Source organism: Fibrobacter sp. UWS1 (genome assembly GCF_002300445.1).
In the GTDB taxonomy this organism is placed as follows: domain Bacteria; phylum Fibrobacterota; class Fibrobacteria; order Fibrobacterales; family Fibrobacteraceae; genus Hallerella; species Hallerella intestinalis.
Genome location: NZ_NSGW01000001.1, coordinates 1,214,177 through 1,239,192 on the forward strand (window position 1 = coordinate 1,214,177; position 25,016 = coordinate 1,239,192).

Annotated in this window: 21 protein-coding genes and 1 pseudogene; 9 read left to right on the top strand and 13 right to left on the bottom strand. The window is 44.9% G+C overall.

What is annotated here, in order from left to right; genetic code table 11:
• Window positions 1–88 precede the first annotated feature (88 nt).
• Window positions 89–1,543, top strand: a pseudogene (locus tag BGX14_RS04990) (hypothetical protein); the annotation flags it as partial.
• Here BGX14_RS04990 and BGX14_RS15790 read toward each other — a convergent pair.
• The 4 genes from BGX14_RS15790 to BGX14_RS05010 all read right to left on the bottom strand — a co-directional run bounded on the left by BGX14_RS15790 (window position 1,432) and on the right by BGX14_RS05010 (window position 9,141).
• Entirely contained in the window at window positions 1,432–2,694 is a 1,263-nt protein-coding gene (locus tag BGX14_RS15790) for a hypothetical protein (protein ID WP_095879255.1), read from the bottom strand. The pseudogene BGX14_RS04990 and the gene BGX14_RS15790 sit on opposite strands and share 112 nt — an antisense overlap.
• 14 nt (window positions 2,695–2,708) lie before the next feature.
• Window positions 2,709–4,520 (bottom strand): hypothetical protein, encoded by a 1,812-nt coding sequence (locus tag BGX14_RS05000; RefSeq protein ID WP_095879256.1) that lies wholly within the window; start codon window positions 4,518–4,520, stop codon window positions 2,709–2,711.
• Window positions 4,507–7,971, bottom strand: a complete 3,465-nt coding sequence (locus BGX14_RS05005; RefSeq protein ID WP_095879257.1) for a hypothetical protein — start codon at window positions 7,969–7,971, stop codon at window positions 4,507–4,509. Before BGX14_RS05005 ends, BGX14_RS05000 begins: the two co-directional genes overlap by 14 nt.
• A 210-nt stretch (window positions 7,972–8,181) precedes the next feature.
• Window positions 8,182–9,141, bottom strand: coding sequence for an IS30 family transposase (locus BGX14_RS05010; RefSeq protein ID WP_095878741.1), 960 nt, complete (start codon window positions 9,139–9,141; stop codon window positions 8,182–8,184).
• A gap of 293 nt (window positions 9,142–9,434) precedes the next feature.
• Here BGX14_RS05010 and BGX14_RS05015 point away from each other — a divergent pair, with 293 nt between their 5' ends.
• Together BGX14_RS05015 and BGX14_RS05020 are read left to right on the top strand one after the other, a co-directional pair.
• Window positions 9,435–10,787 (top strand): IS5 family transposase, encoded by a 1,353-nt coding sequence (locus tag BGX14_RS05015; protein WP_198951137.1) that lies wholly within the window; start codon window positions 9,435–9,437, stop codon window positions 10,785–10,787.
• 146 nt (window positions 10,788–10,933) lie between these two features.
• Window positions 10,934–11,980: an IS630 family transposase gene (locus BGX14_RS05020; RefSeq protein ID WP_073306514.1), complete on the top strand. Its 1,047-nt coding sequence runs from the start codon at window positions 10,934–10,936 to the stop codon at window positions 11,978–11,980.
• Here BGX14_RS05020 and BGX14_RS05025 read toward each other — a convergent pair whose 3' ends face one another.
• From BGX14_RS05025 to BGX14_RS05045, 5 genes are read right to left on the bottom strand one after another with little or no spacing between them, the layout of a single operon-like run.
• Entirely contained in the window at window positions 11,981–12,385 is a 405-nt protein-coding gene (locus BGX14_RS05025; protein WP_143394142.1) for a hypothetical protein, read from the bottom strand.
• Window positions 12,382–13,212, bottom strand: a complete 831-nt coding sequence (locus BGX14_RS05030) for a hypothetical protein (protein ID WP_095879259.1) — start codon at window positions 13,210–13,212, stop codon at window positions 12,382–12,384. Before BGX14_RS05030 ends, BGX14_RS05025 begins: the two co-directional genes overlap by 4 nt.
• Window positions 13,213–13,272: 60 nt before the next feature.
• Window positions 13,273–13,851 carry a hypothetical protein gene (locus BGX14_RS05035; RefSeq protein WP_095879260.1) on the bottom strand — a complete coding sequence of 193 codons (579 nt, stop codon included), beginning with the start codon at window positions 13,849–13,851 and terminating at the stop codon, window positions 13,273–13,275.
• On the bottom strand, window positions 13,848–14,990 hold the full coding sequence (locus tag BGX14_RS05040; protein ID WP_095879261.1) for a YhcG family protein: 1,143 nt from the start codon (window positions 14,988–14,990) through the stop codon (window positions 13,848–13,850). The genes BGX14_RS05035 and BGX14_RS05040 overlap by 4 nt, the downstream gene beginning before the upstream one ends.
• 52 nt (window positions 14,991–15,042) lie before the next feature.
• Complete coding sequence (locus BGX14_RS05045) at window positions 15,043–18,957, bottom strand: Eco57I restriction-modification methylase domain-containing protein (RefSeq protein WP_095879262.1); 3,915 nt, start codon at window positions 18,955–18,957, stop codon at window positions 15,043–15,045.
• A gap of 282 nt (window positions 18,958–19,239) precedes the next feature.
• Here BGX14_RS05045 and BGX14_RS16460 point away from each other — a divergent pair, with 282 nt between their 5' ends.
• Window positions 19,240–19,485 (top strand): TIGR03905 family TSCPD domain-containing protein, encoded by a 246-nt coding sequence (locus tag BGX14_RS16460; protein ID WP_095879780.1) that lies wholly within the window; start codon window positions 19,240–19,242, stop codon window positions 19,483–19,485.
• Window positions 19,486–19,490: 5 nt separating this feature from the next.
• On the opposite strand, the gene BGX14_RS05055 is transcribed toward BGX14_RS16460, so the two are convergent.
• Window positions 19,491–20,399 (bottom strand): T9SS type A sorting domain-containing protein, encoded by a 909-nt coding sequence (locus tag BGX14_RS05055; protein ID WP_095879263.1) that lies wholly within the window; start codon window positions 20,397–20,399, stop codon window positions 19,491–19,493.
• Between the two features lie 66 nt (window positions 20,400–20,465).
• A complete protein-coding gene (locus BGX14_RS05060; protein ID WP_095879264.1) occupies window positions 20,466–20,726 on the bottom strand; it encodes a hypothetical protein in 261 nt (86 codons plus the stop codon).
• Window positions 20,727–20,782: 56 nt separating this feature from the next.
• On the opposite strand from BGX14_RS05060, the gene BGX14_RS05065 reads away from it, so the two are divergent.
• Complete coding sequence (locus BGX14_RS05065; RefSeq protein ID WP_095879265.1) at window positions 20,783–21,214, top strand: hypothetical protein; 432 nt, start codon at window positions 20,783–20,785, stop codon at window positions 21,212–21,214.
• The gene (locus BGX14_RS05070; RefSeq protein WP_083545976.1) at window positions 21,211–21,492 is read left to right on the top strand and encodes a DUF4145 domain-containing protein; all 282 of its coding nucleotides are present in this window, start codon (window positions 21,211–21,213) and stop codon (window positions 21,490–21,492) included. Before BGX14_RS05065 ends, BGX14_RS05070 begins: the two co-directional genes overlap by 4 nt.
• Before the next feature lie 304 nt (window positions 21,493–21,796).
• On the opposite strand, the gene BGX14_RS05075 is transcribed toward BGX14_RS05070, so the two are convergent.
• Entirely contained in the window at window positions 21,797–22,210 is a 414-nt protein-coding gene (locus BGX14_RS05075) for a PIN domain-containing protein (RefSeq protein WP_158223237.1), read from the bottom strand.
• Between the two features lie 16 nt (window positions 22,211–22,226).
• Window positions 22,227–22,499, bottom strand: a complete 273-nt coding sequence (locus BGX14_RS05080; RefSeq protein ID WP_073306446.1) for a hypothetical protein — start codon at window positions 22,497–22,499, stop codon at window positions 22,227–22,229.
• 172 nt (window positions 22,500–22,671) lie between these two features.
• On the opposite strand from BGX14_RS05080, the gene BGX14_RS05085 reads away from it, so the two are divergent.
• From BGX14_RS05085 to BGX14_RS05100, 3 genes are all read left to right on the top strand, one after another.
• On the top strand, window positions 22,672–23,025 hold the full coding sequence (locus BGX14_RS05085) for a hypothetical protein (protein ID WP_073306448.1): 354 nt from the start codon (window positions 22,672–22,674) through the stop codon (window positions 23,023–23,025).
• 212 nt (window positions 23,026–23,237) lie between these two features.
• A complete protein-coding gene (locus tag BGX14_RS05090; RefSeq protein ID WP_233126416.1) occupies window positions 23,238–23,648 on the top strand; it encodes a hypothetical protein in 411 nt (136 codons plus the stop codon).
• A gap of 308 nt (window positions 23,649–23,956) precedes the next feature.
• Entirely contained in the window at window positions 23,957–24,916 is a 960-nt protein-coding gene (locus BGX14_RS05100; RefSeq protein WP_095878741.1) for an IS30 family transposase, read from the top strand.
• Window positions 24,917–25,016 lie beyond the last annotated feature (100 nt).

Sequence of the window (25,016 nt, forward strand, 5' to 3'; positions counted from 1 at the left end):
TAATGGATTTCCGCGTTGCATTTTCGGCAAAAATTATACCGCGACAGCCCGACCCACGCCAGTGGGGAACGCCCAAAGGCGAGTCCACTTCCAGATGTACGAAGCCATCCGCAAGGGCGCAACCGACGAAGAAATCTTCGCCGCCACCTACGAAAAGGCTTACTTCGTGCAGCAGATGCGCGAACTCGTGGAACTCGAAGAAGAAATGCTCAAGACTCCGGGCCGCCTGCCTTCTGACGAACTCCTCATCAAGGCGAAGAAGGACGGCTTCAGCGACAAGTACATTGCAAAGATTCTTGGGCTACGTGAAAAGGACGTGCGCAAGAAGCGTACGGAACTTGGGCTTGTCGAAGGCTGGTGCGCCGTGCCGGTGAGCGGCGTGAAGGACCAGTACTACTACTACAGCACCTACAACTGCAAGGACGAATCTACCGCTTCCACCAACCCGAAGAAGATTATGATTCTCGGCGGTGGCCCGAACAGAATCGGTCAGGGCATTGAATTCGACTATTGCTGCTGCCACGCAGCAATGGCCCTCCGCGAAATGGGTTACGAAACCATCATGGTGAACTGCAACCCCGAAACGGTTTCTACCGACTACGATACCAGCGACAAGCTGTACTTCGAACCGGTCAGCCTCGAAGACGTTCTCCAGATTTACCACAAGGAAAAGCCGGCCGGCGTTATCGTGCAGTTCGGTGGCCAGACCCCGCTGAACATCGCCCGCGCACTCTCCGACGAAGGCGTCAAGATTCTCGGTACGAGCATCGACTCCATCGACATCGCCGAAGACCGCGACCTGTTCCGCAAGATGATGGACCAGCTCGGCATCCCGATGCCGGAAAACGGCATGGCCACGAACATCGACGAAGCCCTCGCTTGCGTCAAGCAGATCGGTGGCTACCTGGTGATGATCCGCCCGAGCTTCGTGCTTGGCGGCCGCGGCATGGAAGTCATCTACGACGAGAACATGCTTCGCGAATACGTGACGAAGGCTGTCGGCGTGACCCCGGATCGCCATTCACAAGACCGTTCGGCTTTACAAGCCTCACTCTCGCAAACGCACTCAGCTTGCGCTTGAGTGCTTCTTTGCTCACGGCTCATCGACCGTTTCCTCCACAACGCTCTCCTGTGAGCCGTAGGCGACTCGTCATAACGAGTCGTCGAAGGCGAGAGTGGAGCGTAAGCGGAACGGTCTCCATAGGCGAAGCCGACGCCCTTTCTGACGGCGAACATGTTTACATCCCGTCCGTGATGGAACACGTGGAACTTGCCGGTGTCCACTCCGGTTACTCCGCCTGCATTATCCCGCCGGTGACCATCACGAAGGAATAGCGTGCAAGCGAGTGTCGCGACGAAATGCTCGCATTTCGGCATGACCGAGCGCAGCCGCGGACGCCGAAGGCGTCAAAACCTCGCGACCATCAAGGATTACACCAGGAAGATTGCTGAAGCCCTCCACGTTTGCGGCCTCATGAACATGCAGTACGCCATCGAAGACGGCAAGGTGTTCGTCCTCGAAGCAAACCCGCGCGCATCCCGGGTTCCATCAGCGCCAACAGAAGCGTTCTTTCGGACATCCAGCCAACCCGAGCCACGGAAGTCATATTTCAGCGAAAGTTTGCTGCCGGCAAGAAGGACGAACTGCGAGCCAACACGCCGGACTTTTGCGATAATCGCCCCGCCTTTCGCGAAGTGATACAACATATCATTATCGCCATTTTTAGGAAGTGCAGCTACCGATGTCTTGTGAGATTTCTTTTTATGCTTTTTGCGTCTCGACGGTTGTTCCGCATCGTCACTCTTTTTAAGCAGGGCGTTCCACTTTTCTTCGAGGAACTTCCCGTCGGCGGTTTTCCAAGTGACCCAGCCGTTCGTCGTTGTGCGCGATGGACTGATTTGCTGAATGCAACGCAAGGCAGAAACGCTGGCCGAAGAAACGATTCCATCCACCTCGATTCCATCGGAACAGATTTTTCCTTCGAAATGCGTCTTGGGTTTGCCCTTCGGACCATAATCGAAATGAACAATATCGCCTACATTCAAAAGCTCCGCCTTCACAATCTCGTACAAAGCGTTGCTCTTGTCTGTCGTCTTTAAGGACTCCTTTTCCTGCGTCAATTCCAAATCCGGGAAGTCGTAAAGAACCTCGCCCTTGCCGTTCATGTATTTCTCGATATGCTGAATCTGCACATCGACCTTCTGCATCGAAGCCCATTCCTCAAGGTCGCTCGGGGAATAGTCTATCGGCAAAGAGACAATTGGGTCCTTTTCCAAAATCTTCTGGACAAAACCGTGAACATGGATTAGCTGAATTTTCAGATCGGATTCAAGAAGTTTCGAGAACTCCTTTTGCTTTTCAATTTCCGCAATGCAAAGACCCGTTATTTTATTTTTCGTTTCGGGATTCGTTGCAGCAACAAGTTGTTTGCCAATTTGTTTAGCGATATGCCCCCATGTTTCGTGAACACCGCGTTCCACTTCCAGGATAAACCATCGGTTTCCCTTGAAATCTACGATGATTCCATCAGGAACAGTCCCCTTGCCGCCAGAAGTCCGGATTAAGCTTTTCGGCAGCAAGATGGAATAGTCACCGAAGAGAAGCTTAAAGTTGTCAACAACAACCTTTTCGACCTCTTCTTCGGTCTTGAATTGAACCTTGGAATAGAACGTGCCGGTGGGAGTGAAGAGCATGAGGAAAACCTTTATTATTCTTTCAAATCAAAATTCATCCTAGCCCATTCAGTAAGATACTTAAACGGGAAAGGCCTGACCGTCAATCGTTCATTATGAACGAAATCAACATTCATTAGCGGAAGTAACTGCTCAAAAAAAATTGGGGCGTCATCATATGGTTCTATGCGTCGGATATTTGCGGCGTTAGCAACGCTGGTTTGCATTCCCAAGCCAACGGTTCCAACAAAATAATATATCGAACCATCTTTTTCAAACATCTTGATGTCTGTAACACCGGGAAGAAATTCTTCTCGGCCTACTTTACTTCGAAATTCGTGAACGCGCTCTTTTTCATATTCTTCTCGGATTTTAAATATTTCTGGAATTGTGAACCAATCCGTATTTCGGATGACGTTGATTTCTCCCTTATGGTTCATCACAATTCCGCAAACATCATCATTTCCTGCAAAGATTTCTGTACATTTCGTGTAATCGTCATAATCAAATAGGTCTGTTGGGTCCTTTTTTACGAAATCAAATGACCCGTTAGGATGTATTGTTACGAAACAGTATATCTGCTTTTCATTTTCATCATCTAAGTCAAATTTCATCCCAAAAGAAACATCGTTTTGGAAACCCGTTTTCGTCCAGTCATATAGAGACAGCTTTTTGTTGCGAACATCGTGTTTTATAACGAGTTCATTCAAGACAGACTTTAATTGTGCAGATTTATTTTTAAAGTCACCACCAATGGTGATATGTTGCACTGTCGCATCGTAATTTTTGCTATAGGGGTCTTCAACATCTTTATATTTTTCTTTTTCCAGAACAACGCAGATATTCAACCCATCCTTTGATTTATTTACACCAATAGTCGGTTTAATTCCGCAAAGGTTTTCAACGACCTCCTGTGCCTTCGTACAATATTCTCCGGAATTTTCTTTAACCAAATCAATAATGCGAATATTCATTCCATCTAAAGCTGCGGTCCTGATAGATTTATCTTCGTTTATGCAAGCTCGCGTTCTTTCTAAAGATTTGTATTCAGAAATTTCATCAAAATCGAGATGGGCTAAATCACCAAATCTGTCATTGAATCTTTGAATAATATCAGCAACCACCCCCATTTTAGAACTTTCAAATGATTCTTTGTCCTTACCAATATTCAAAAATGGAATATTATATTTATTATGAAATTTTTGTCTCTGAATAAATTCTTCTTCTGTACTATTCTTTGGCTTTCTCGCCATGGTTTGAAATCTGGAAAGAACATATTTGGGATAGGATTCATAGGGATGTTTTGGCGAGAAAATAATCTGATTCTTGCATTTTCCAGAAGTAAATGTGCGGACGGAGATGTTTAGGCATAAATCTTTTGTAACAAGAATTTCCAAACACGACACCTGTTCAATGAGTCCTTCTTTTGCATTCTTTTTCAACCAATCCGATTTATAGCAATAAAGATGCCCGGTAAGATTATTTATGCGAAGCCTCTCGTTGCTAGATGTTCCGAGAGTATTCAACAAAAGTTGGATTAAGGTCCTATCATTTACATCACTTATGCGAACTGAAGGAATACAAATCTTATCTATTTCATCCGTTTGCTTAAGAGCGTTCAGAAGTAATGTCTTATTCCCATCACCTTTATCCATCAATACATAGAATGTATTCTCACAATCAAAACGAACAGCACACACTCGCTTTTCCATTAGGGGAACATCTAGACACATTGTTCCGCGATTAAATCGTTTGGCATCTTTCTTTACCAGAAAAACATCGTATTTTTTTGCAATCGCTTTTCGGTCTAAATTGTATTTTAGAGCATTAGTCTTAAATGGAGTCATTAGTAGCACCTACAAATCTTCGAATTTGTTCAACAGCATCATCGTTTTTTCGCATTTTTTCATCATCAATAAGTAGAGACGGAACAGCAAGTATTTCTACTCCATCTCCCACGTAATTATGACAAGGAAGTTCTCTTTCTGCAAGAATATTTACAACCAATGCTTTTTGACAACCGCATTTATGTGCTTTTTCGCAAATTTTATCAATCATGGTCTCTCTTTCCACGTCAGTTCCTAAACTCCAATGCTTAAAATCCACATAAATGGGCTTATTTGGGACCTTATAATCAAATAGTTCAAAGGCATTCAGGTCTTCAATTTCTTCCAATTCAATATTGAGCAAATCAGTTGAGAAAATGTAACGGCCTATTACTTCACCAAGTGCACCTTTATAAATGTTGTTATAATATGTAGGAACCATAATACAATCATTTCGTTCAAATGATATAGCAAATCCATTTTCTTCAAAGAAGTTCTTAATGCCTATACGTAGCATAAACCTGTCCAATTTACAAGCAGACTCTGATTCCACCATTGTGCACTGAGGATTTCCGGCAGAAAAAGACACGTAAACTTTTTTATAGTCCCACTCTTGTCCATAATAAAGACAATTTGATTTTTTTTCAAATTCCGCATAGAAAGAAGCCATTTTAGCTTCTGCAATGGTTTGTTTAGATGCTGTAGGATGTTTGAGTGCGAAATCTCGCAACTTTTTCCATCGTTCTACATTAATATCAGTCCAGTTTTCATTCAAAATTCCCGATATACAGCTATTAACAGATTTTGATTTATCTTCTGCCTGGAGTTCTTTTGAGCCCTTCACGATTTCTACACTTTGCTTCGCTTTTATAAGTTCAAGTAGCTTCATGAATTCATGATTCAAAATCAAATCATTTGCTACAGTGCAATCCAAATTTTCAGCAATGCGAGAGTCGGCATATATATAGATCTTACTTGACTTATAATTTGTTCGACAAATACGCCCTACCGCTTGAATAATATCTCTTGTCGCCAGAAGCTTAACACTTTCTCTGTTTGAAATTTTTTCAGCTTTTTTATACGAAATATGCTGTGTCGCATAAGCATCAAAACCACGACAAATATGTTGCATAGCCAAATCCGATGATATTTCACCGGCAGCTTGTAAATACTCTATTTGGAATAGAAACTTTACAAAATCTTTTTGAGATAGATGTTCCGTACTCGTATTTACAAGTAAATGTGTTGGATTATCTAAATAGATGCCATCAAAATCTTTTTCATTTCCTTTTCTACTATTGTTCACCTTAATCAACGACTGCATAAGTCTTGAAGGTATTTTATACTGCAAATTTTGCCCAGCACCTATTGTTGCGTAAGCGGAGATTACGAAACACTTACTACCTTTTTCTAGTTTTTCAAGAACATTTTTTTTCGACTCTTCAAATCCATCCGTTGTCAGCCACTCTATCTTTTGCTCAGCACCTTTGTCGATGTAAGAAAAAAGCTCTATTAAAGTTTTTCGACGTAAAGATCCCGCATTATCTTTTGGATGCGTAGGTAAAATACACAAGAAGGAATTTATGTCGCTATTCTCATAAAATTTTTTATAAGCTTCTACGATACGGTAATAACGTTCTTTATGGAAACCACTTTTATCATTAGTCGGAACGGCATCACAAACAATTCCAAACGCATCTTTTGCAATCTCCGCATCGTTATATAGATTCATCCAAGATTTTTCATCACAACAGTCCCTTACATTTTTCCCCAATAATTCAGCATGTATTTCTACATTAGAGTATCCCGATTGTTCTTTATAAAATTTCTCTCTTAGCCGATTTTTATCCTCTTTAGACATTTCTTGGAAATTTTCTCCAAGTTGCTCTTTTAAGTAGTCTAAATTAAAGTTTCCGATGGAAGACGGAATCGTAGCAGTAGCAGAAATTCCAACAACTTTGGCTCGTTCACAGGTACTCAATAAAATTTTTTCAGGAGTATTCGAAAATGAAAACATCATAATGACGGATTTCAAATCATCCATAACGTCATTTGTAAAAGCATAATAGCGAAGACCTTTGGCAAAGAAACTAAGGTCAAATTCCTTTGACAAGCCCTTATCATCTTTTTTTCGAATGTTTTGAAGTATTTGATTCTTCAAAAAATAGACATACTTGTCCTTTAAACGAAACTGCTTCAAAACCGTACTTACTGCAGCCTCATAAGTAAACTCGCCGTCACCGATATGATTTTCTTGTCGATATCGATGCATATTCAAAGCGAGCATACTCACACCAATTTGAAAAAAAGAAACAAATCCTCTTATTTTCGACAAGATAACCTGAATGTTTTCTAATTTTTCCTCTGGTTTCGTATCCGATAAAATGATTTCATTCAAAGATTCGTCTTCGTTATACGCAACAGATATGAGCTTTTTATCATTTGTTATTGCATGGTACTGGCTGTCTTGAAATAGAAAATTTTTTGACAAATCCTGATTTCGATCCGTTCTAATATCGCAAAAGAGATTGTAATTCTCAAAAATTCGATTGGCATTCTCGCGAAAGCCATCGATGATAGATTCAACAGGTTTGTTTCCATATTTTTTCGACAGATACCAATTTGACTTTCTTCCCAAATTCTTTTGAAAAACCTTGGTTTGCAAAACGCCATGAATATCTAGGAATAAGTCTATATAATCAATTTGTTCCCGAATGCCGTCATCAATAATATTATCTAAAAAATCTTTTTTTACAGCATCAAATTCATCGATAAAGACAACAGCATTATTAATTATATCATTTGTATAAAAAAGATATGGAGCATCAACAATTGTTGAATTTTTTGTAACAAACTTTTTAGCACTTAAAATAATAATCTGCTTTGATTTTGTTTTTGTTGATTCATAAAGTTCGCCAAGCCATTTCCAACGTCCATCTGATTCAACGGCCTTTCGCCTATCCTCAACCTTTTTATATTCGCTTTTCAATAGCATTTCGACTTTATGCCGAAAATCCGGCTCAATCTTTGTAGCAAACGTATTTTCCAAGCTGGACGAGCCATCACTATTGCCGTTTTTAGACCGCGTTTTAGCGATATCTTTTAGGTCTTGAAAGAAAAACTTAGTTTCGTCCCAATCCCATAATTCCTTTGGAATCCTGCTTGCCACCCCCTGATGTTTTGTATACCCATCAATCGCTAATTCCGCATTCGAATTCAGATAGAGAAATTTTTCTTCAAATTCCTTCCCCATTCCCTTCTTCTCGAAAAAATTTCGAAGCTGTTTTTCAGGAAGGTTCTTTTTTAGGTTCGTTATAAAGAAATACTTCTTATCTTTATTTTCAGGTTTGATAGAAGCATCAAATATGTATTGAATGACATTATGAGTTTTGCCGAAACCCGTCGGCAAATCCATCAGGAACAGACCATTTGTCAATTCATTTTCGCAATATTTTTTTATAACTTCGTACATCTTACAATTGTTAATTAAGTGACATTCCATTCAACAACATACACTTCAACATCTTTGCGAGGCATTTCTCCCTTATGATATGTACATACGGAATACTTATTGCAAATCTTGGTCCTCTTAGTTCTTCTTAATGTCACACCAGCTTCTAATAAAACTTCATCTTCATGGCCTAGCGTATTTTGAAAGGCGGATTTTCGTCGCTAACGCGACTTAGGTTTGTAGTTTAACTTGCGTATAAATATACTCTAAAGGGGTCATAAAGTCAAGCCTTTTTCGAGGCCTGTTGTTCAGTTTATCCTGTATCCAGCGAACTTTCCGGGGAGAGATTCCCTTGAACGACTCCTTCTTGGGAAGATATTGGCGTATTAGACCGTTCATGTTCTCGTTGGCACCGCGCTCCCAGGAGTGGTACGGGTTCGCAAAGTAGTAATCCGCCTTCATAGCTTTCGCTATTTCTGCGTGACAGGCGAACTCCTTCCCGTTGTCCGAAGTGATTGTGAGAATCTTGACTTCGAACGTTTTCTCAAAGTCCTTCAGCGCCCTCACAAGCGTTCTCTTCAGGTCTTTCGCGTTCTTCGTCGGAAGATACCTTATCAGGCTGTAATTCGTCATCCTGTCGTTGATCGTGAGCAGGTTCGCGTCATGGTCCGCGCTGTTTATCAGGTCTATCTCGATGTCGCCTACGCGTGATTTCTCGTCCACGATTGCCGGACGTTCCTCGATGGGCACGCGGCCTACAATCTGGCCTCTCTTGTCCTTCTTCTCCCCGCGCTTACGGTATGGTTTCTTGCCGTGCCGCAAGTGCTTCTTCAGGTCCTCGTCCTTGTTCACATGCCTGTATATCGTGGCGACGCTAGGGACACCCATCCCATCGAGTTTCGCGCGTCCGTTCACCTGTTCGGGAGAGTAGTCTTCCTTGATTTTCCCGTCCACGATTTTCCAGTCGTCCTCGTCGTAGTCGTAATGCAGGTGACTTGTCGCGGCAAGGAGGTCTGCCCGTTCCTGCGACTTGACCGGGTCGTAATGCTGGCGGCCGCCGCCCCTGTTTAGTTCCCTGTAGATTGTGGATTTGTGGACCTTCAGCTGCAAGGCTATGTTTTTCGGGGGGATCTTTGCCGCATTGAGCGCTCGTATTTCGTATCTTTGTGCTTGGTTGAGACTCACCGCCATGTCCTTTTTTGGTAGAATCGGCAAGGTAGAAAAGTTTCGGCCAGGTTCCCCAGGGGCTAGCCCTAGGGAACTTTTTTTCTTCCCGATTCAACCTATATCAGTCGCATTGACGGTGAAAATTCGCGAAATTTATAAGGGTAAACTTTGATTTGATTATTTACGATTTTTAGAATATTTAGTCGTCCCTTAAAATCCCGCCCAGCCCGCATAACTATTGGGAAAAATTGATTTCTACCCTGTGAAAATATTGCAAGGTTTTCTAAAATATGACTGAAAACCTTGCAATTTTTCCCATGTACAGACCGCCAAAATCCTCCGCCCAGACAAGCCTTTTCTGTTCCCTTGAGGAGCAGTTGAACCACAAGCATCCCCTTTACGTTCTTGCGAACAAGATTGACTGGAACAAGTTCGAGACCGAGTTTTCGAAACTGTTTGACGACAAAATGGGTGCGCCGAACAAGCCGATCCGTCTCATGACCGGGCTCATCATCCTGAAGCACATCCGCAACGTATCGGACGAGTCCGTCGTGGAGCAGTTCCAGGAAAACGCCTATTACCAGTACTTTTGCGGAGAACGGTTCTTCTCGACGGAGCAACCCTGCGACCCGAGCGAACTTGTCCACTTCCGGCATAAGATCGGCGAGGAAGGCTTGGACATGATCCTCAAGGAAAGTATCCTCGTCAACGATGACCACGATAAACAAGGACCGACAGGATGCGGCACGGTCTTTCTTGACACGACCGTGCAGGAAAAGAACATCACGTTCCCTACAGACGCCAAACTTGCGAACAAGATAATAGAGCAGGTGCAGAAAATCGTGGAAGAACACGGCCTTCCGCAGAGACAGTCCTACAAGAGAACCTTGAAGAAGATTCATCGTGACCAGCGTTTCCGCAATCACCCGAAAAACGCCAAAAAGGCTCACAAGGCGGATCGCAGGTTGAAAACCATCGCGGGACGGCTCGTCCGCGAAATGGAACGGAATCTTTCGAAGAAAAATCTGTCGGGTACGTACAAAGGAAAAATTGAACTTTTCTACAAAGTTCTGGCACAGAAGAAATGCGACAAGGACAAAATCTATTCGCTACACGAACCCGAAGTGAAATGCATCGGCAAGGGCAAGGAACACAAGAAATACGAGTTCGGCAACAAGGTGTCAATTGCCCGGAGCTACAACGGCATCATCGTCGGCGCAGTCGCGTTCAGGGACGAGTATGACGGACATACGATAGACGATACGCTTGACCATGTTGAACAAATGCTTGGATTCAGGCCGAGCCAGGCCGCATGCGACCGAGGCTACCGCGGACAAAAGGAATCCGGAACGACAAAGATCGTGATACCCGACGTCCCGAAGAAAAACGCGACTTACTACCAGAAGAAAAAGGCACACAATCTTTTTTGCAAGAGGGCTGGCATCGAGCCTATCAACGGCCATCTGAAAAGCGATCACCGTATGGGCAGAAATTTCTACAAGGGAATCTTTGGCGATATGCTCAATGCAAAGCTTGCAGCAGCGGCGTTCAACTTCAAGAGGGCCATGAGGCGCTTTTTTGTCCTGTTGGAATGGCTATACTTTTTTTGCCTTCTGTGGAACGGAATGAACAAAAAATGCGAACGTCCTTATCTTGCGTTCGCAAAGTGACCTTTTTAAGGGACGACTATTTATATGTACAACACCAGCATCAAACGCTTTTCCTCGATCCTTCGCTTCGACAAAAGCTACTAGAGGATTATAGATTAGGCAGATAAATACTTTACAAAACAAGCAAAGTTTACTATATTTGCATCATGGAAAAAGATGATGCAAGAAAGAATGTCCAGAGCCTTCTCGAAAAACGGAAGACAATCGTAAAAATGAAGAAGGCGGGATTCAAGAAAAGCAAGATCGCAGAGACCTGCGGCGTGAGCCGCCCCATGGTGGATGCAGTTCTATCGCTTTACGAGAAAGGCGGGATGAATGCGCTCAAGCCGAAGACAAGGGGCCGCAAGGAAAGGGAAAAAAGGCTCCTTTCCGCCAATCAAGAATCCGAGATACAGAAACTAATCCGGGACAAGCGTCCCGAACAGCTCAAGTTCAAGTTCGCCCTCTGGACCCGCGAAGCGGTTGCGGAGCTTGTCCGCAGCAAATTTGGAGTGAAGCTGGCCAAGAGAACGGTCGGCGACTACCTCAAAAGATGGAACTTCACCCCGCAAAAACCGATTGTCCGCGCGTACGAGCAAAACCCCGAAGCGGTGAAGAAGTGGCTCGAAGAGGAATACCCGAAAATAAAGGCCGATGCGGTATGCGAGAATGCGGAAATCCACTGGGCGGACGAGACCGCCATCGTGAACACGGATGTCCGTGGCCGCAGCTACGCCCCCTGCGGGCAGACCCCGGTCGTGAAGGCTCCCGGATGCAGGGAGCGCTTTTCCATGATATCGGCGGTGAACAATCGCGGGAAGTGCCACTGGATGATGATTGACGGGGCGTTCGACGCGACGAAGCTCATCGACTTCATGACGGCTCTGGTGAAGGATGTGTATGCAGACGGGAAAGGGAAGAAAGTGTTTCTCGTGATGGACAACCTGAGGGTTCACCACAGCAAGCCGGTAAAGGAATGGCTTGAAGCGAACACGGACAAGATAAGCGTATTCTACCTGCCCAGCTACAGTCCCGAGCTGAATCCTGACGAACGTCTTAATGCCGACCTGAAACACGAAATATCTTCCAACGCACCGGCTCGGACTCGCGAAAAGCTGCGCTCCCATGCGGAATCCCACATGAAAATGGTGAGCAACAGCCCTGAACGAGTAATCAAGTATTTTGGCGACAAGCATGTCTCTTATGCAGCATGACTATGTAAAAAATATATCCGCCGGAGCAATAAATGTCGTAGATAATGGCGTCAAAGTTTGGGCTCCATCAGCAATATTTAAGACGCCACCATGATACAAAAGTTGTTCTGTGGTCAATGTTATATCAAGGCCCTTAATCTCCTTATCTGCTTGAGCTTTGTCACAATTTCTATAATCTTTTTTATATTTTGCCAAAGCTGGCGGGACATGTATTTTGAATGCAGCATTCCACATTGGCTGTTTTAATTTCTGTTTTAAGACATCATCCACATAATTTCCCAACGCAGTACTATCGTCTTCGTGATTTACAACAAAATCAACTCCTTCCACATAATTTGCAATTGGCTTTTTAGAAACTTCTTCCACAAATGGCGGATCGAAAATATTTATTAATTCTAATATCACTTTGTTCTTCCTTTCATATCCATAAGACTATTCGTTAGCTGATTAATCTGCATTTTATCAATTTTCGTAGCGATAATAACATTTGTACGCCTATCATCCCACAAACACGCGATACCAGCAACAACAGCATGCTTTTCAGGATTCCATTCAATGCTATTTTTACGACAATTCACATAATTTGTTTTCCATACCAATGAACCACTTACACCCGGAGGTGGGGGTAAAGCACTCCACGGAGCATCTGATGTACATATAGCGTCTTTGGAATCATTTCTTAATGCAAAATGGTATTCGGGATTCACATTTTTTAATCCGATAGGCACACTTACTTCTTGAGTTAAAAAATTCAGTTCCTTACTACAAAGTTGACCAAAATGCATATCAACACCTTCTCCAGGAAATCCTGCAACAAAGTATAACTCATCAGGGTCATAACTATACCCCACTTGCATTTTTTCAAACGGAATACACTTAGCCATTGTACTTGAAGCTTTGCGATGCCAAAAGTCTGTAAAATCGGCTATAGAAACATCAATGGGATTTTCTAACGAAGCAAAAGGGGTTTTTGTTGCGTATATGTCGCTACTTCCATAAAATTGATATCCATGGCTTACAGGATCTGGTCCACCCAATTCGCGTGATACATGTTCATTTGTAACAATAAATTGTCGTCCCTCCTTTTCGAAATACGAAGCACTACCACAAGCTTCTCCTTCAGGCGCTTCAATATTTACTTGTCTTGTAACTGGCGTAATAAAGGGTTTAACATACGCAGTCATCTTCCTTGCGCATTCTTCCATTTCTTCATTTGATATACTTACTTTCATTAGTATTCTTCCTTTTTCTTAAAAAGTCACATTTTACGCTTTTTTGGTAATAGAACCACTTCACCCTTTTTCCTTAAAATGCCAAACTTCGCCGGTGCTTTTGTCAACCACCCTGGCCGAATCGAGCGTTACCGAGTATGAATATTTTTCCGATTCGAAATAGAACGGTCCGATTCTTGAATAAAATCCTTCCGGGAGATTCTTGATGCCAAAGACATCTTTTTCCTCATCGCCAATGAAGAACCTTGCCAGCCCCGACGAACAACCCGTACTAATTTCAATAGCCCCTGCATAATATGCCGTTGTATATTCTTCACAGGCAATCAGCGAATCAGGAGCAAGGCATCCCTTAGTATACCTAAACGGAACATGCCCAACGGAGTTGCATTCTTCCACTGCGCTGCTCGACTCAACGTTTTCCGCAGAGCTGCTGGATTCAATATCCGTCGAAGATTCGCTAGATTTTATTGAATCTATAGAACAGCTTGATCCATCAACAGTCCCGGAAGAACTGGATTTTTCCGACAGCGGGACTGGTGTACTTTCTGCTGAAACGGAATTTGAATCGTCACCGCATGCGGCAAAGGTTAGGAGGGTTGCAGCAAAAGTTGCGTGTGCAATTGTTCTTATTTTCATCATTTCCTTCCCTTTCCACGTTTCTTTTTTGCATTTTCAAACACATTTGGGTTTTCATAGTTTTGTTCAGCAAAGATTTCTTTCTGCCGTTCAATTTCAAGTTCCAATTCTTCCGGTGTCGGCATGTATGCCATATACTTTGCTTGGAATAACCGTTTATTCCCATTCAAAACTGAATATCTAGCGATATCCCTGCTTGTATCAGATCCAAGAACAATCCCTATGGTGGGGTTGTCGTCCTCGCTGCGCTTTAAGTCATCGTACATACGGACATACATGTCCATTTGGCCGACATCTTGATGACTGATGGTTCCTGTTTTCAAATCAAAAAGGACAAAACACTTTAGGATGTAGTTGTAAAAAACAAGGTCTATGAAATAATCATCCGTATCTGTACGAATATGCTGTTGACGCGCAACGAAGGCAAACCCCTTACCCAGTTCCAGCACAAATTTCTGCAAGTGGTTGATGATTGCCGTTTCAAGTTTGGACTCTGAAAAATCCGTATTTTGTGACAGGTTCAGAAACTCGGCAACCACAGGATTTTTGATAAATTCCAACTTGTCCTGCTGGTAAGTTTTAGTCTTTGCGCGCATTTCTCTCTTGATCGGGGCCTTGTTCTGAGATGCTAGTAAACGATAATAGTATTGAGTAGAAATATTCCTATCAAGCGTTCGAGCACTCCATGTTTCGTTTAACGCCTCTTGCATATACCATTCTCGCGCCTTTGAATCAAGGACCCGTAAAAGCGACCTGTAGTGGCTCCACGTCAATAAGGGCTGATCCGATTTTCCACACGGTGTGTGAAAAATTTCGGGAAACATCTTGTAGAACTGAAGGAAACTGTACAAGTTCGTCTTTGTAAAGCCTTTCCCATATATACCTGTCAGTTGTCTTGATAATTCCGCAATTATCTTGACCCCGTAATCTGCGCGTTTTTTCCCATTGATTTCCTCTTCAGCGATTCGCTTTCCCAAAAGCCAATTTCGTTCAAGCATGGCAATATTGATTGCTGCATAGGCTCTATTTTTTGAGGCCTCAATTATGGTCTGGACATCGGAAAGAAAACTTACCGAAACGGTAGCCACTGGCACCTCTTTTTTCGTTATAGAAAGCACTTTCTTTAATTTGACTTTTTCCATGTTATCCTCTTGACCTTAAAATATGATTTTATGAAGGTTTACGCGACGGCTTTCACCTCTTCTCCACAGCCTCAATTTCTTCGGTATCGGTAATACCGTAGAGTTGATAGACGAGGGTGTTGACTTGGGTTTCGAGGGTGGCAAGTTGCTTTTGGGTTGCTTCGGTCGGCCCTTCGGCAGGCTCAGGGACCTGAGTTTTTTTGCTGTTCACCAATTCCTTTTTTAGGCGAATAATTTCATCGGCGAGAGAGGCGAGTTGTTGCAGGAGTTCCGCGTTTTCTAGGGGGATGCGGAGGTTTTCAAAGTAGGCAATTTGCAGTTTACGAGTGCCACCGTTAAGGACGGGACAATTGTGCCATATCCAGAATTTGCAGAGACTAGAATTGAATATGGCGAGAAGGGCTTTCAGTAGGTTATAGCCACAGGGAGAGGAGATTCCCGCCTTCGCGGGAATGACATCGCAGGTTGTTTCTGCAGTGGATTGCTTCGCTTCGTTCGCAATGGCGTTTTCTTTTTCGACAATAAAGAAATTATTGTCATTGGGATAAACTCCATTTTCATCATACGTGAACGGAAATGCCGTTGTTATATTCGGAAATATAATTTTGGGACGAGTTAGTTCTTTATAATACCCTATTTGGTCCTGCGTTTCAAACCATTTGTTGCTGGTTTTCTTGCGAGCCTTGATTTCTTCGCCGTTCACAATGTGCTTGGCACCGGTCTGTTCCAACTTTTCGATGCCAAAACTCAGCAGATGATTCTTGATTGCCGGGTATTGGTCGATATCAAGATTTAATGCCGGAAAAGTTCCGATAAGATATTGGTCCTCTTTTTCCGTCACCCATGCGTTAATGTCTCGGCCACGAAGCAGGGGCTTTATGAGTTCTTCGCTCTTAGGGTCTTCGGCAATGAGTTTTTCTCTCGTCTTTCCGTCAATAAAAAACGCATCGTTAAAGCCTGTCAAAATGCCGCGATAAATAGAAATCGGCATATCTTTCAGAGCCGTTCCGACGTTCATTTTCTGCAATACGGAATCATGGAGTTTGTTGCGGATGCTCCATTCGTTTGCTCCGAAATTTTCTGCCGGGAACTCGAATGTCGCTGCCTTGACTTCTTTTTCGAATTCGCCGTGATAGTTCTTGCTGTTCAGCGAGCACGCCAAAACGGGCAGCTTGTCGCCGGACTTTTGCGATACGAATATGCACACGTAAATGGTCGCATCGGCAAAGAACTGGACATCGCCAAAATTGAGAATTTTCTTGAGTGAGGTCTGGCTCATGAATTGTCGCAGTTCCTTGCCGTAATCCACAAGCATCCACTTGTTCGGCATGATGAACGAGAAATATCCGTTCTTTTTCAGCAGGCTGTAGGCACGTTCTACAAAGAGGCAGTAAAGGTCAGCGGACTTGTTGTAGCAACTGTAATCCCGTTTGCTGTAAACGTCGCTCATCTCGCCCATGCTCTGGAGCTGCACATACGGCGGGTTTCCGATGATGGCATCGAAGCCTGTGAAGCGGCCGACCTCGTCAAGGATTTCCGGGAATTCGAACATCCATTCGAGCGAATTGGAAAAGTCGATGGTATCGCCCGCCGTGCCCTTGTATTCGTCGAACATTTCAATCTGTCCGTCTTCAACCATTCGGCTCTTGAGTGATGCAATCTTGTGCCGGAGCATCATCTTGGAACTCTGCGACTTGCCCGTTTTGTATTCCTGCACAAGTTGTCTGTATTCAATAAGGCTATTCTTGAGGCTGTCCCGTTTACGGTCGGCTCGTTCATCACGAGTAAGATAATCCGCAATCAAGCGTCCGTTCTGCACGGGGTATTTGCTCAGCAGCGAATCGCCGACTTTAATATTGATGTCGATGTTCGGGAGTGTCTGGAGTTGTTTGTAGCCGCTTTCCTTGGTGTAGTAGGCGTTCTTCAAGAGTTCAATCCAAAGACGCAAACGGCAGATGTTCACGCTATTCGGGTTCAGGTCAACGCCGAAAAGGCAATTCTCGATAATGCGGCGTTTCTCGTTAAACAAGGCTTCTTGATACCGCTGGCTTTCTTCGTTGCCGGGCTTGTATTCAAACGGTTCGCCCTCGTCATCAACTACAGAAAGTTCGTCGTTATCCACTTTCAAAATCAGGTCGCGACGTTTGATGCGTTTGCCTTCCGCATCGCACAAAATGTTCAATTCCGATTTGATTGCAAGCAGGCGATTAAGGGCCGACACCAAGAAATGCCCAGAGCCCACGGCGACATCGGCAATGCGGATGTCATCAACAATTTCATTCGCTTCTGAAATATCTTCTATCTTGTCCGAGACATCTTCCAAATTTTCGCATTTCCAGGACTTTTTCTCGTTGAACTTCTGCACCACCGTCCGTTCCAGCACATCGCGGGCCATGTAGTCGGTGATGAACCCCGGCGTAAAGAAACTGCCGTCTTTGTAGCCGTTGATTTTTTCGAAGATGAGTCCGAGAACCGACGCGTTGATGAGCGTCTTGCTCGTAGAGGTCACGCCGCCTTGGGCATCGCTTGCGAAGTTGTACGCATCGAGGAACTTGAAGATGTAATCTAGATTCGGGAGCGAGCCTTTTGCGCGCTTGCCACGTTCGTCCTTCAAAACGGTTTTATTGAAAATTTCCATCTGGGCATCGGGAATGCCGCGGATTTTCAGGTGCTTTTCGTCTTCGGTCGGCTCGAACAGTGAACTGTTCAGGTAGGGGACGTTCGGGTAACGCTTGAGCACGTCTTCGTCGCGGTCCTCGATTTTCTTGCCGAGTACCTTGAAAAAGAAAATATTCAGTTCGTCGAAGTTCGCTATTTTGTCTGTACTCATGAACCGGTATGATGCATCGCCCTTTTGATACATGAGGATTTGCGATTCGACAAGTTTCAGGAACAGCAGGCGGTTTACCCATGTGATGCAGAGACGGAGCGCCATCGCCTCGCATTCTTCCTTGTTCGGGAAATCGTCTTCGAGTTGGTAAATTGCACTTTCGAGGAGGCTCGCCTTGTCGCGATTTGCGGGCTTCTTGCGTCGGATGACTTTCTTGCTTCCCTTTTCTTCTTTTACTTCTTCGAGGCCGATGATGTGCAAGAGTTCCGCATAAAAATTGCGGTCTAGGCTGTTGCTGTCGTTTGCGAAAGGCTTCGCGAGGAGGGTTTCCGGGGAGAGGAATTTGAATAGAGGGAGGAGCGGTGTGGAGTGTGAAATGTGGGATGTGGAATGAGAATACGCATTGTCATTCTGGAAGCCCGTAGGGCTGATAGAATCCATGGACCCTATCGCCTTCGGCTCCAGGGTGACATGTGACTTTTTTAGTTCTGGGGCAAGCGTCCGCATTGCATCTGCAAGGCTGAAATGCACGACGTTAATGTCGCAGGAGGCGAGGAAGTCGTCAATGGCGGGTTTCGCGATTTCGTTGTAAAAGTCAGATGTCTTGTTGCCGCTCATCTGATTCGCCTTGAATTTCAGGAACTGATCGTATATCGGTTTCGTCTTGTTCCCAAAATAGCGGATAAAGTCTTTAACGTCGAAGAAATACCATTCGTCAAAATTTGTGATGGCGAGCCACTTGATTTCGTGATTGCCCGATTGCACGTATTCCAGCATAAAGTAATAGACGAGTTCCTGCAACGATTTTACGTTCGGATGCTCCGCCGAAAACATTTCTGCCGCATTCGTCGGCGACTTCGCTTCGATAATCACTGCCGGCTTTGCACTTGCCGTATTGCCGTTAAAAACGCACAAGTCTATCGGGCGGTTGACCTGCACCGAATAATCGGGTTCAAAAATCTTACGCAAAAAGTTCCAGATTTCGCCCTTGTGGTATTCTTCGTCCTGCGCTGCGTTCCGCTTGCTATAAAGATTCTTGAGCGAAAGCTTGAAATATTCCATCTTTTCGACAGGAACAGGCAACTTGAGAAACGCGGAATTGACGGACTTTTTAGGCGAAATGAACTTGATTGACATACAAACGAAATATATGCAAATTTCGTGACAAAGGAATGGCAAAATCGGAGTTTATTGCATATTTTCCGCTTGTATGCCAGAGGAGTTGACGATAAAGACCCGAGTACCTTCAAGCACTTTCTGATTTTGAATAGGCAGCGGCTTGTCCTCAGATACTTTGTGCCACGCCCGACGCCGACCGTTGTGACGACTCCACTTTGGTTATCTTGTTTGAGTTCCGGAAGCGATGCCGCTCCGAGCCAAAACTTTCTATTTTTGATGCAAAAAAACAGCGAGTTTATTATGGAAGAGACGTTCAAGACAAAAGGTACATGCGCCACAACAATTCAGTTCACGCGTGACGGAGACTTTATCCGTAATATCCGCTTTACGGGTGGTTGCAACGGAAACCTCAAGGCCATTGCAAAACTTTGCGAAGGCATGAAGGCCGAAGACATTGCAGCCAAGTTGCTCGGGAACACCTGCGGCGGGAAGCCGACATCATGCGCTGATCAGCTCGCCCGCGCCGTACTCGGGAAAGAAGCGTAATTAATTCACTTCACGACAACCTGCATTATTTCGGCAAATCCCCGCCCAGAAACTTTAAGAAGGGCCTTTCCGCGTGGCAAATGCCCAAGGTGAACCGTTGTCGAAGCGTCAATCCGAATCGTTTCGATCAGGTGACCCATCACGTCAAAAATTTGCACGTTTGCACCTGGCTTATTTGCAAAAGTCACATTCAATTCGTTGTTCGCAAAATTCACGCGAAACGCTTTTTGTTCAGCGTAAATCGCAGAACGTTCGTTCGAAGAACTAGAGAACTCCTGACTGCTGCTAGATTCTGCACGATAACTACTACTGGACTCCGCTGCACTGCTACTAGAAACAGAGCTGGAGGAATAATCCGGATTTGCCGAGATGTTGATCGTCGCAGAAGCTTCCGCATCATTGTTATTCCCCTTGGCGGTTACGCAAATGGCCAATACCCTGTCTCCAACATTTTGAGGAATGCTTCCCGAGATAATGACAAGATCCTTTTCTTTATCCTGGCTGACTTCGAGGCCCTCTAGAATTCCATCCACAACCGCTGTTTGCATATGAGCATAACGAAACACAATCGGCTTGATTGCGTAACCTGCGACGACATCTTGGGATTCATTTTCGATAGTCACTAATGTTGTTACAAAATTTTGTTGTTCGACAGAAATCGTGCCGTTAAAGACGATAGAATCTTTTTCTGAAGTGTAGGCGGCTACTCGATATTCAAAATCATGGGTTGGGGTATCTTGATCCGGAGCGCCGATAATGGAAAATGTTGAAGTCGCCTCGTCTTTTTCAAATCCAATTCCTTCAGGGAAGCTCGAAAGGTTGACCTGATACAAACTTTGGTATCCAAAGACGATGGGATCTATCGCGTTTCCGGCGGTCACATTCTGTTCCAAGCTTCCGTCAACCAGTTCCACTTTTTCACTCAGTGGTGTGACATTTATACCGATTGTAATTTCTCTGGTTTCTGCGACGTGGTTTCCTTAGGCGATAAACGAAACTTCGTATTCGTCGCCAGATGTGTTGGCCGGAATGCGTCCGAATATGGTGCACTCCGCATTTACGCTTGGCAAGGTGCCGCAATCCATTTTCAGTCCTAGAGTTTCGTCCGTTTTTCCTGCCGGATAAGAGACAAAAGCATCTGAAATCCGATTGAGGTCCGTAATTTTGTATATGACAGGCTCAATCATGCTGCCCGCTTTGACGGCCTGTATAGCCTTTCCGTTGACAAGCGCATCTGTCATTTGGGCAAAGGCTGTTTGCGTTATCGCCAATAGGAAATTATAGATAAAGTAACTTTATGAATAATTATTTTTTTACGCAATATAGTACATTTTATGCGGGAATTCTATTTCAAGGATACATACAAAAGATTCATTCAACAACTCAAGCTACCGTGACATTCACTCGAGCCCCGCTCCACAGTCTGCCTGCTGAGCGTCACGGACAGGGAGTTCTTGGAAATCTACAGCCATTTCGGCAGCACCAGGGCTCCGAAAAAAATGGCCCGAATCGCAGGATTTTATATTTTTTTAGCGTCAAACCGCTTGCGAACCCGCATAAAATAAGGTTTATTCAGAAAGTAGATCTTATAGGGGCTCTTTATAAGCGGAGAGCTGTTTCTTCGGAATCCATGTTGCTTGCGGGAATTGGGCTAAGAATACTTGTAGAAGCTATTGCAAATGATTTAAAATACAAAAGGATAAATTGCAATCTAAAATTACAGAAATGAAAAACAGGTCTCTTATTTCTGATGCTCAATGCTCTATGCTTCATAAGATCCGTTTTTTGGGCAATGATGTTGCTCATGAGACAGAATTACCAACTCATGATCAAGCAAATATGGCTTTGGATATTTTAGAAACTGTGATTAGACAATGTTATGTTCAGCCGGAATTGGCGAAACGTCGTCTTCCTACAACCGTGAATTATGAAAAATTTAAACAGTTGGCTTTGGAAAAAGCCGAGAAAGTCGCAATAGGAACAAAGCAAAACATTAGTTTTTTATAGCCCAATGAACGGCGTGATGTTGAAGATTTTCAGGAATTTGCTGAAAGATTCTTTAATGAAATAAAGATGGGCGAAATATCATCGTTGGTTCATATTCCTACAAAACCAAATCTTAAACCTCAAAAGGAAATAATTCAAAAAAGATAATTCAGTTGTAGGTTCTTTTGAATCCGCATTAGGGATAGAGCCCCCTAAAATATAGCCCGACCGCACATATATGTGCGGGAACGCCCCCAAAAAAAGGCGGGACAGTCTGCCCGCCGAGTTAGGTTGAACCTGGGTCTTTCGACCAGCTCAAAAAATTCTATGTCTCAAACCAATTCTCCAATTTTAGGGGAGTGATTTTTGCGATAGGTTCGAAATCTTTTGTATTCCGCGTTACAAGAATCAAATCGTTGGCCAAGGCTGTTGCTGCGATTTGAGAGTCGCATATCGGTCTTGGTTGCCCAGCCTTGTTGCATTTGGCGACTACCTCGGCATAATAAGCCGCCGCAGTTGCGTCATACGGAATGACATCAAATTTCTGTTTTACGATTTCAACATATTCCTTCAGTTTATTCTTTCGAGAGCCGTCTGGCAGAAGTTCGATGCCAAAGAGAGCCTCTTGCAAGGTTATTGCCGAGATTGCACATAAAGGCTCAAATCTTTGTATGTTTGTTAAAACGTTGGCATTTGGCTGTGGTTTGGAAAGTTCGGAAATAAGGTTGGAATCCAGCAAGAATCTCTTGTCCATCTTACCCCCAGATATTAGCCTTGCTTGCATCGGGATATTCTACGACACGTCCAGCCTCAAGGTCCTTGGAAAAATCGTCATCAGGCGAACAACCCTGACGCCAGCCTTTGAGTGCGTCAAGAAAAGACTCTTTGCGGTTGAGAGTCTCGTTCATATCGCGCTCAATCTTCCCAAATTCCATTTTTAGTTTCAGGTAGAGAACAAACTTCTCTACCTGCGAAATGTACTCGCTAGGCAGGGCTCGAATTTCTTTATTCAAAACATCCGTAGTCATTTTTTTGTCCTCTTTTCCAATAATCTATCTTTTTTGAGTAAAAAAAGCAAGCCTAGCCGCATTCGCGTTAGGGATAGTGACCCCTTGGGGCGGCACTATGGTGCCGTTTATGAGGTTGGGCGGGAACGAAGTGAACCGGGCAACCCATAAAATATAGCCCGACCGCACATATATGTGCGGGAACGCCCAAAAAGAGATTCTCGGCACCAGCATCGATTCTATCGATATCGCCGAAGACCGCGACCTGTTCCGCAAGATGATGGATAACCTCGGCATCCCGATGCCGGAAAGCGGCATGGCCACGAACATCGACGAATCCCTCGCTTGCGTCAAGCAGATCGGTGGCTACCCGGTGATGATCCGCCCGAGTTTCGTTCTCGGCGGCCGCGGCATGGAAGTCATCTACGACGAGAACATGCTCCGCGAATACGTTGCCAAGGCTGTCGGCGTGACCCCGGATCGCCATTCACAAGACCGTTCGACTTTACAAGCCTCACTCTCGCAAACGCATTCAGCTTGCGCTTGAGTGCTTCTTTGCTCACGGCTCATCGACCGTTTCCTCCACAATGCTCTCCTGTGAGCCGTAGGCGACTCGTCATAACGAGTCGTCGAAGGCGAGAGTGAGGCGTAAGCCGAACGGTCGTCATAATCGAAGCGCTCGGCCTCTCCGACGACTACGCCCTCGCTTACTACAAGAGCCAGGAAGCCGCAGGTTCCTTCCTCCCGAACGAAGGTGCCGTGCTGATTAGCTTGTCCGACAAGGTTAACTTGTCTGAACAGGCCATCGAAATCGGTAAGGAATTCCAGAAGCTCGGCTTCAAGATCTACGCTACCGAAGGTACCGCCAAGTTCTACGAGAAGGCCGGCGTGAAGTGCGAAGTGGTGAACAAGATTGCCGAAGGCCGCCCCAACGTTTTGGACATCATCTTGAATAAGCAGGTGAACCTTATCGTCAACACGCCGTGGGCAAAACGCGATGCCGTTCAGGACGAAAGTGCCATCCGTAAAGCGGCCATTAAGTACAAAGTTCCTTACATCACGACTCTTGCCGGCGCTTACAACACTGTCAAGGGAATCGCTGCCGCTCGTAATGGCCATGGCACCGTGAAGAGCCTGCAAGAGTACCACGCTTCTATTGAAGAGGTGTAGCAAGCCGAGAGTCGCGCCCAAGCTCGCTTGGGCATGACCGAGGTGCCGCGAACTGGCTCCATTGGCACCAGGTGTAAGACGAACGTCATCCTGAATGCGTAAGCACGCAGGATCCAGAACATTAAAGACCGTAGCAATAAAATGCTGCGGTCTTTTTATGTATATTAAGGAAACTTATTCTATCGCGAATTTTCACCGTCAATGCGACTGATATAGGTTGAATCGGGAAGAAAAAAAGTTCCCTAGGGCTAGCCCCTGGGGAACCTGGCCGAAACTTTTCTACCTTGCCGATTCTACCAAAAAAGGACATGGCGGTGAGTCTCAACCAAGCACAAAGATACGAAATACGAGCGCTCAATGCGGCAAAGATCCCCCCGAAAAACATAGCCTTGCAGCTGAAGGTCCACAAATCCACAATCTACAGGGAACTAAACAGGGGCGGCGGCCGCCAGCATTACGACCCGGTCAAGTCGCAGGAACGGGCAGACCTCCTTGCCGCGACAAGTCACCTGCATTACGACTACGACGAGGACGACTGGAAAATCGTGGACGGGAAAATCAAGGAAGACTACTCTCCCGAACAGGTGAACGGACGCGCGAAACTCGATGGGATGGGTGTCCCTAGCGTCGCCACGATATACAGGCATGTGAACAAGGACGAGGACCTGAAGAAGCACTTGCGGCACGGCAAGAAACCATACCGTAAGCGCGGGGAGAAGAAGGACAAGAGAGGCCAGATTGTAGGCCGCGTGCCCATCGAGGAACGTCCGGCAATCGTGGACGAGAAATCACGCGTAGGCGACATCGAGATAGACCTGATAAACAGCGCGGACCATGACGCGAACCTGCTCACGATCAACGACAGGATGACGAATTACAGCCTGATAAGGTATCTTCCGACGAAGAACGCGAAAGACCTGAAGAGAACGCTTGTGAGGGCGCTGAAGGACTTTGAGAAAACGTTCGAAGTCAAGATTCTCACAATCACTTCGGACAACGGGAAGGAGTTCGCCTGTCACGCAGAAATAGCGAAAGCTATGAAGGCGGATTACTACTTTGCGAACCCGTACCACTCCTGGGAGCGCGGTGCCAACGAGAACATGAACGGTCTAATACGCCAATATCTTCCCAAGAAGGAGTCGTTCAAGGGAATCTCTCCCCGGAAAGTTCGCTGGATACAGGATAAACTGAACAACAGGCCTCGAAAAAGGCTTGACTTTATGACCCCTTTAGAGTATATTTATACGCAAGTTAAACTACAAACCTAAGTCGCGTTAGCGACGAAAATCCGCCTATATAATGATGAATGATAGACGGAAAAAATCTATATTCCGATTAGAGCTAAATTCTTCCATAGTGGTAGACAGA

Coding starts and splice junctions, on each gene's coding strand:
- BGX14_RS05045 (WP_095879262.1), bottom strand. CDS start 18,957: ATGTCAATCAAGTTCATTTCGCCTAAAAAGTCCGTCAATTCCGCGTTT.
- BGX14_RS05000 (WP_095879256.1), bottom strand. CDS start 4,520: ATGACTCCATTTAAGACTAATGCTCTAAAATACAATTTAGACCGAAAA.
- BGX14_RS05070 (WP_083545976.1), top strand. CDS start 21,211: ATGAAAAACAGGTCTCTTATTTCTGATGCTCAATGCTCTATGCTTCAT.
- BGX14_RS05015 (WP_198951137.1), top strand. CDS start 9,435: ATGTACAGACCGCCAAAATCCTCCGCCCAGACAAGCCTTTTCTGTTCC.
- BGX14_RS05085 (WP_073306448.1), top strand. CDS start 22,672: ATGTGCGGGAACGCCCAAAAAGAGATTCTCGGCACCAGCATCGATTCT.
- BGX14_RS15790 (WP_095879255.1), bottom strand. CDS start 2,694: ATGCTCTTCACTCCCACCGGCACGTTCTATTCCAAGGTTCAATTCAAG.
- BGX14_RS05060 (WP_095879264.1), bottom strand. CDS start 20,726: ATGACAGATGCGCTTGTCAACGGAAAGGCTATACAGGCCGTCAAAGCG.
- BGX14_RS05030 (WP_095879259.1), bottom strand. CDS start 13,212: ATGAAAGTAAGTATATCAAATGAAGAAATGGAAGAATGCGCAAGGAAG.
- BGX14_RS05100 (WP_095878741.1), top strand. CDS start 23,957: ATGGCGGTGAGTCTCAACCAAGCACAAAGATACGAAATACGAGCGCTC.
- BGX14_RS05005 (WP_095879257.1), bottom strand. CDS start 7,971: ATGTACGAAGTTATAAAAAAATATTGCGAAAATGAATTGACAAATGGT.
- BGX14_RS16460 (WP_095879780.1), top strand. CDS start 19,240: ATGGAAGAGACGTTCAAGACAAAAGGTACATGCGCCACAACAATTCAG.
- BGX14_RS05020 (WP_073306514.1), top strand. CDS start 10,934: ATGGAAAAAGATGATGCAAGAAAGAATGTCCAGAGCCTTCTCGAAAAA.
- BGX14_RS05080 (WP_073306446.1), bottom strand. CDS start 22,499: ATGACTACGGATGTTTTGAATAAAGAAATTCGAGCCCTGCCTAGCGAG.
- BGX14_RS05010 (WP_095878741.1), bottom strand. CDS start 9,141: ATGGCGGTGAGTCTCAACCAAGCACAAAGATACGAAATACGAGCGCTC.
- BGX14_RS05040 (WP_095879261.1), bottom strand. CDS start 14,990: ATGGAAAAAGTCAAATTAAAGAAAGTGCTTTCTATAACGAAAAAAGAG.
- BGX14_RS05035 (WP_095879260.1), bottom strand. CDS start 13,851: ATGATGAAAATAAGAACAATTGCACACGCAACTTTTGCTGCAACCCTC.
- BGX14_RS05065 (WP_095879265.1), top strand. CDS start 20,783: ATGAATAATTATTTTTTTACGCAATATAGTACATTTTATGCGGGAATT.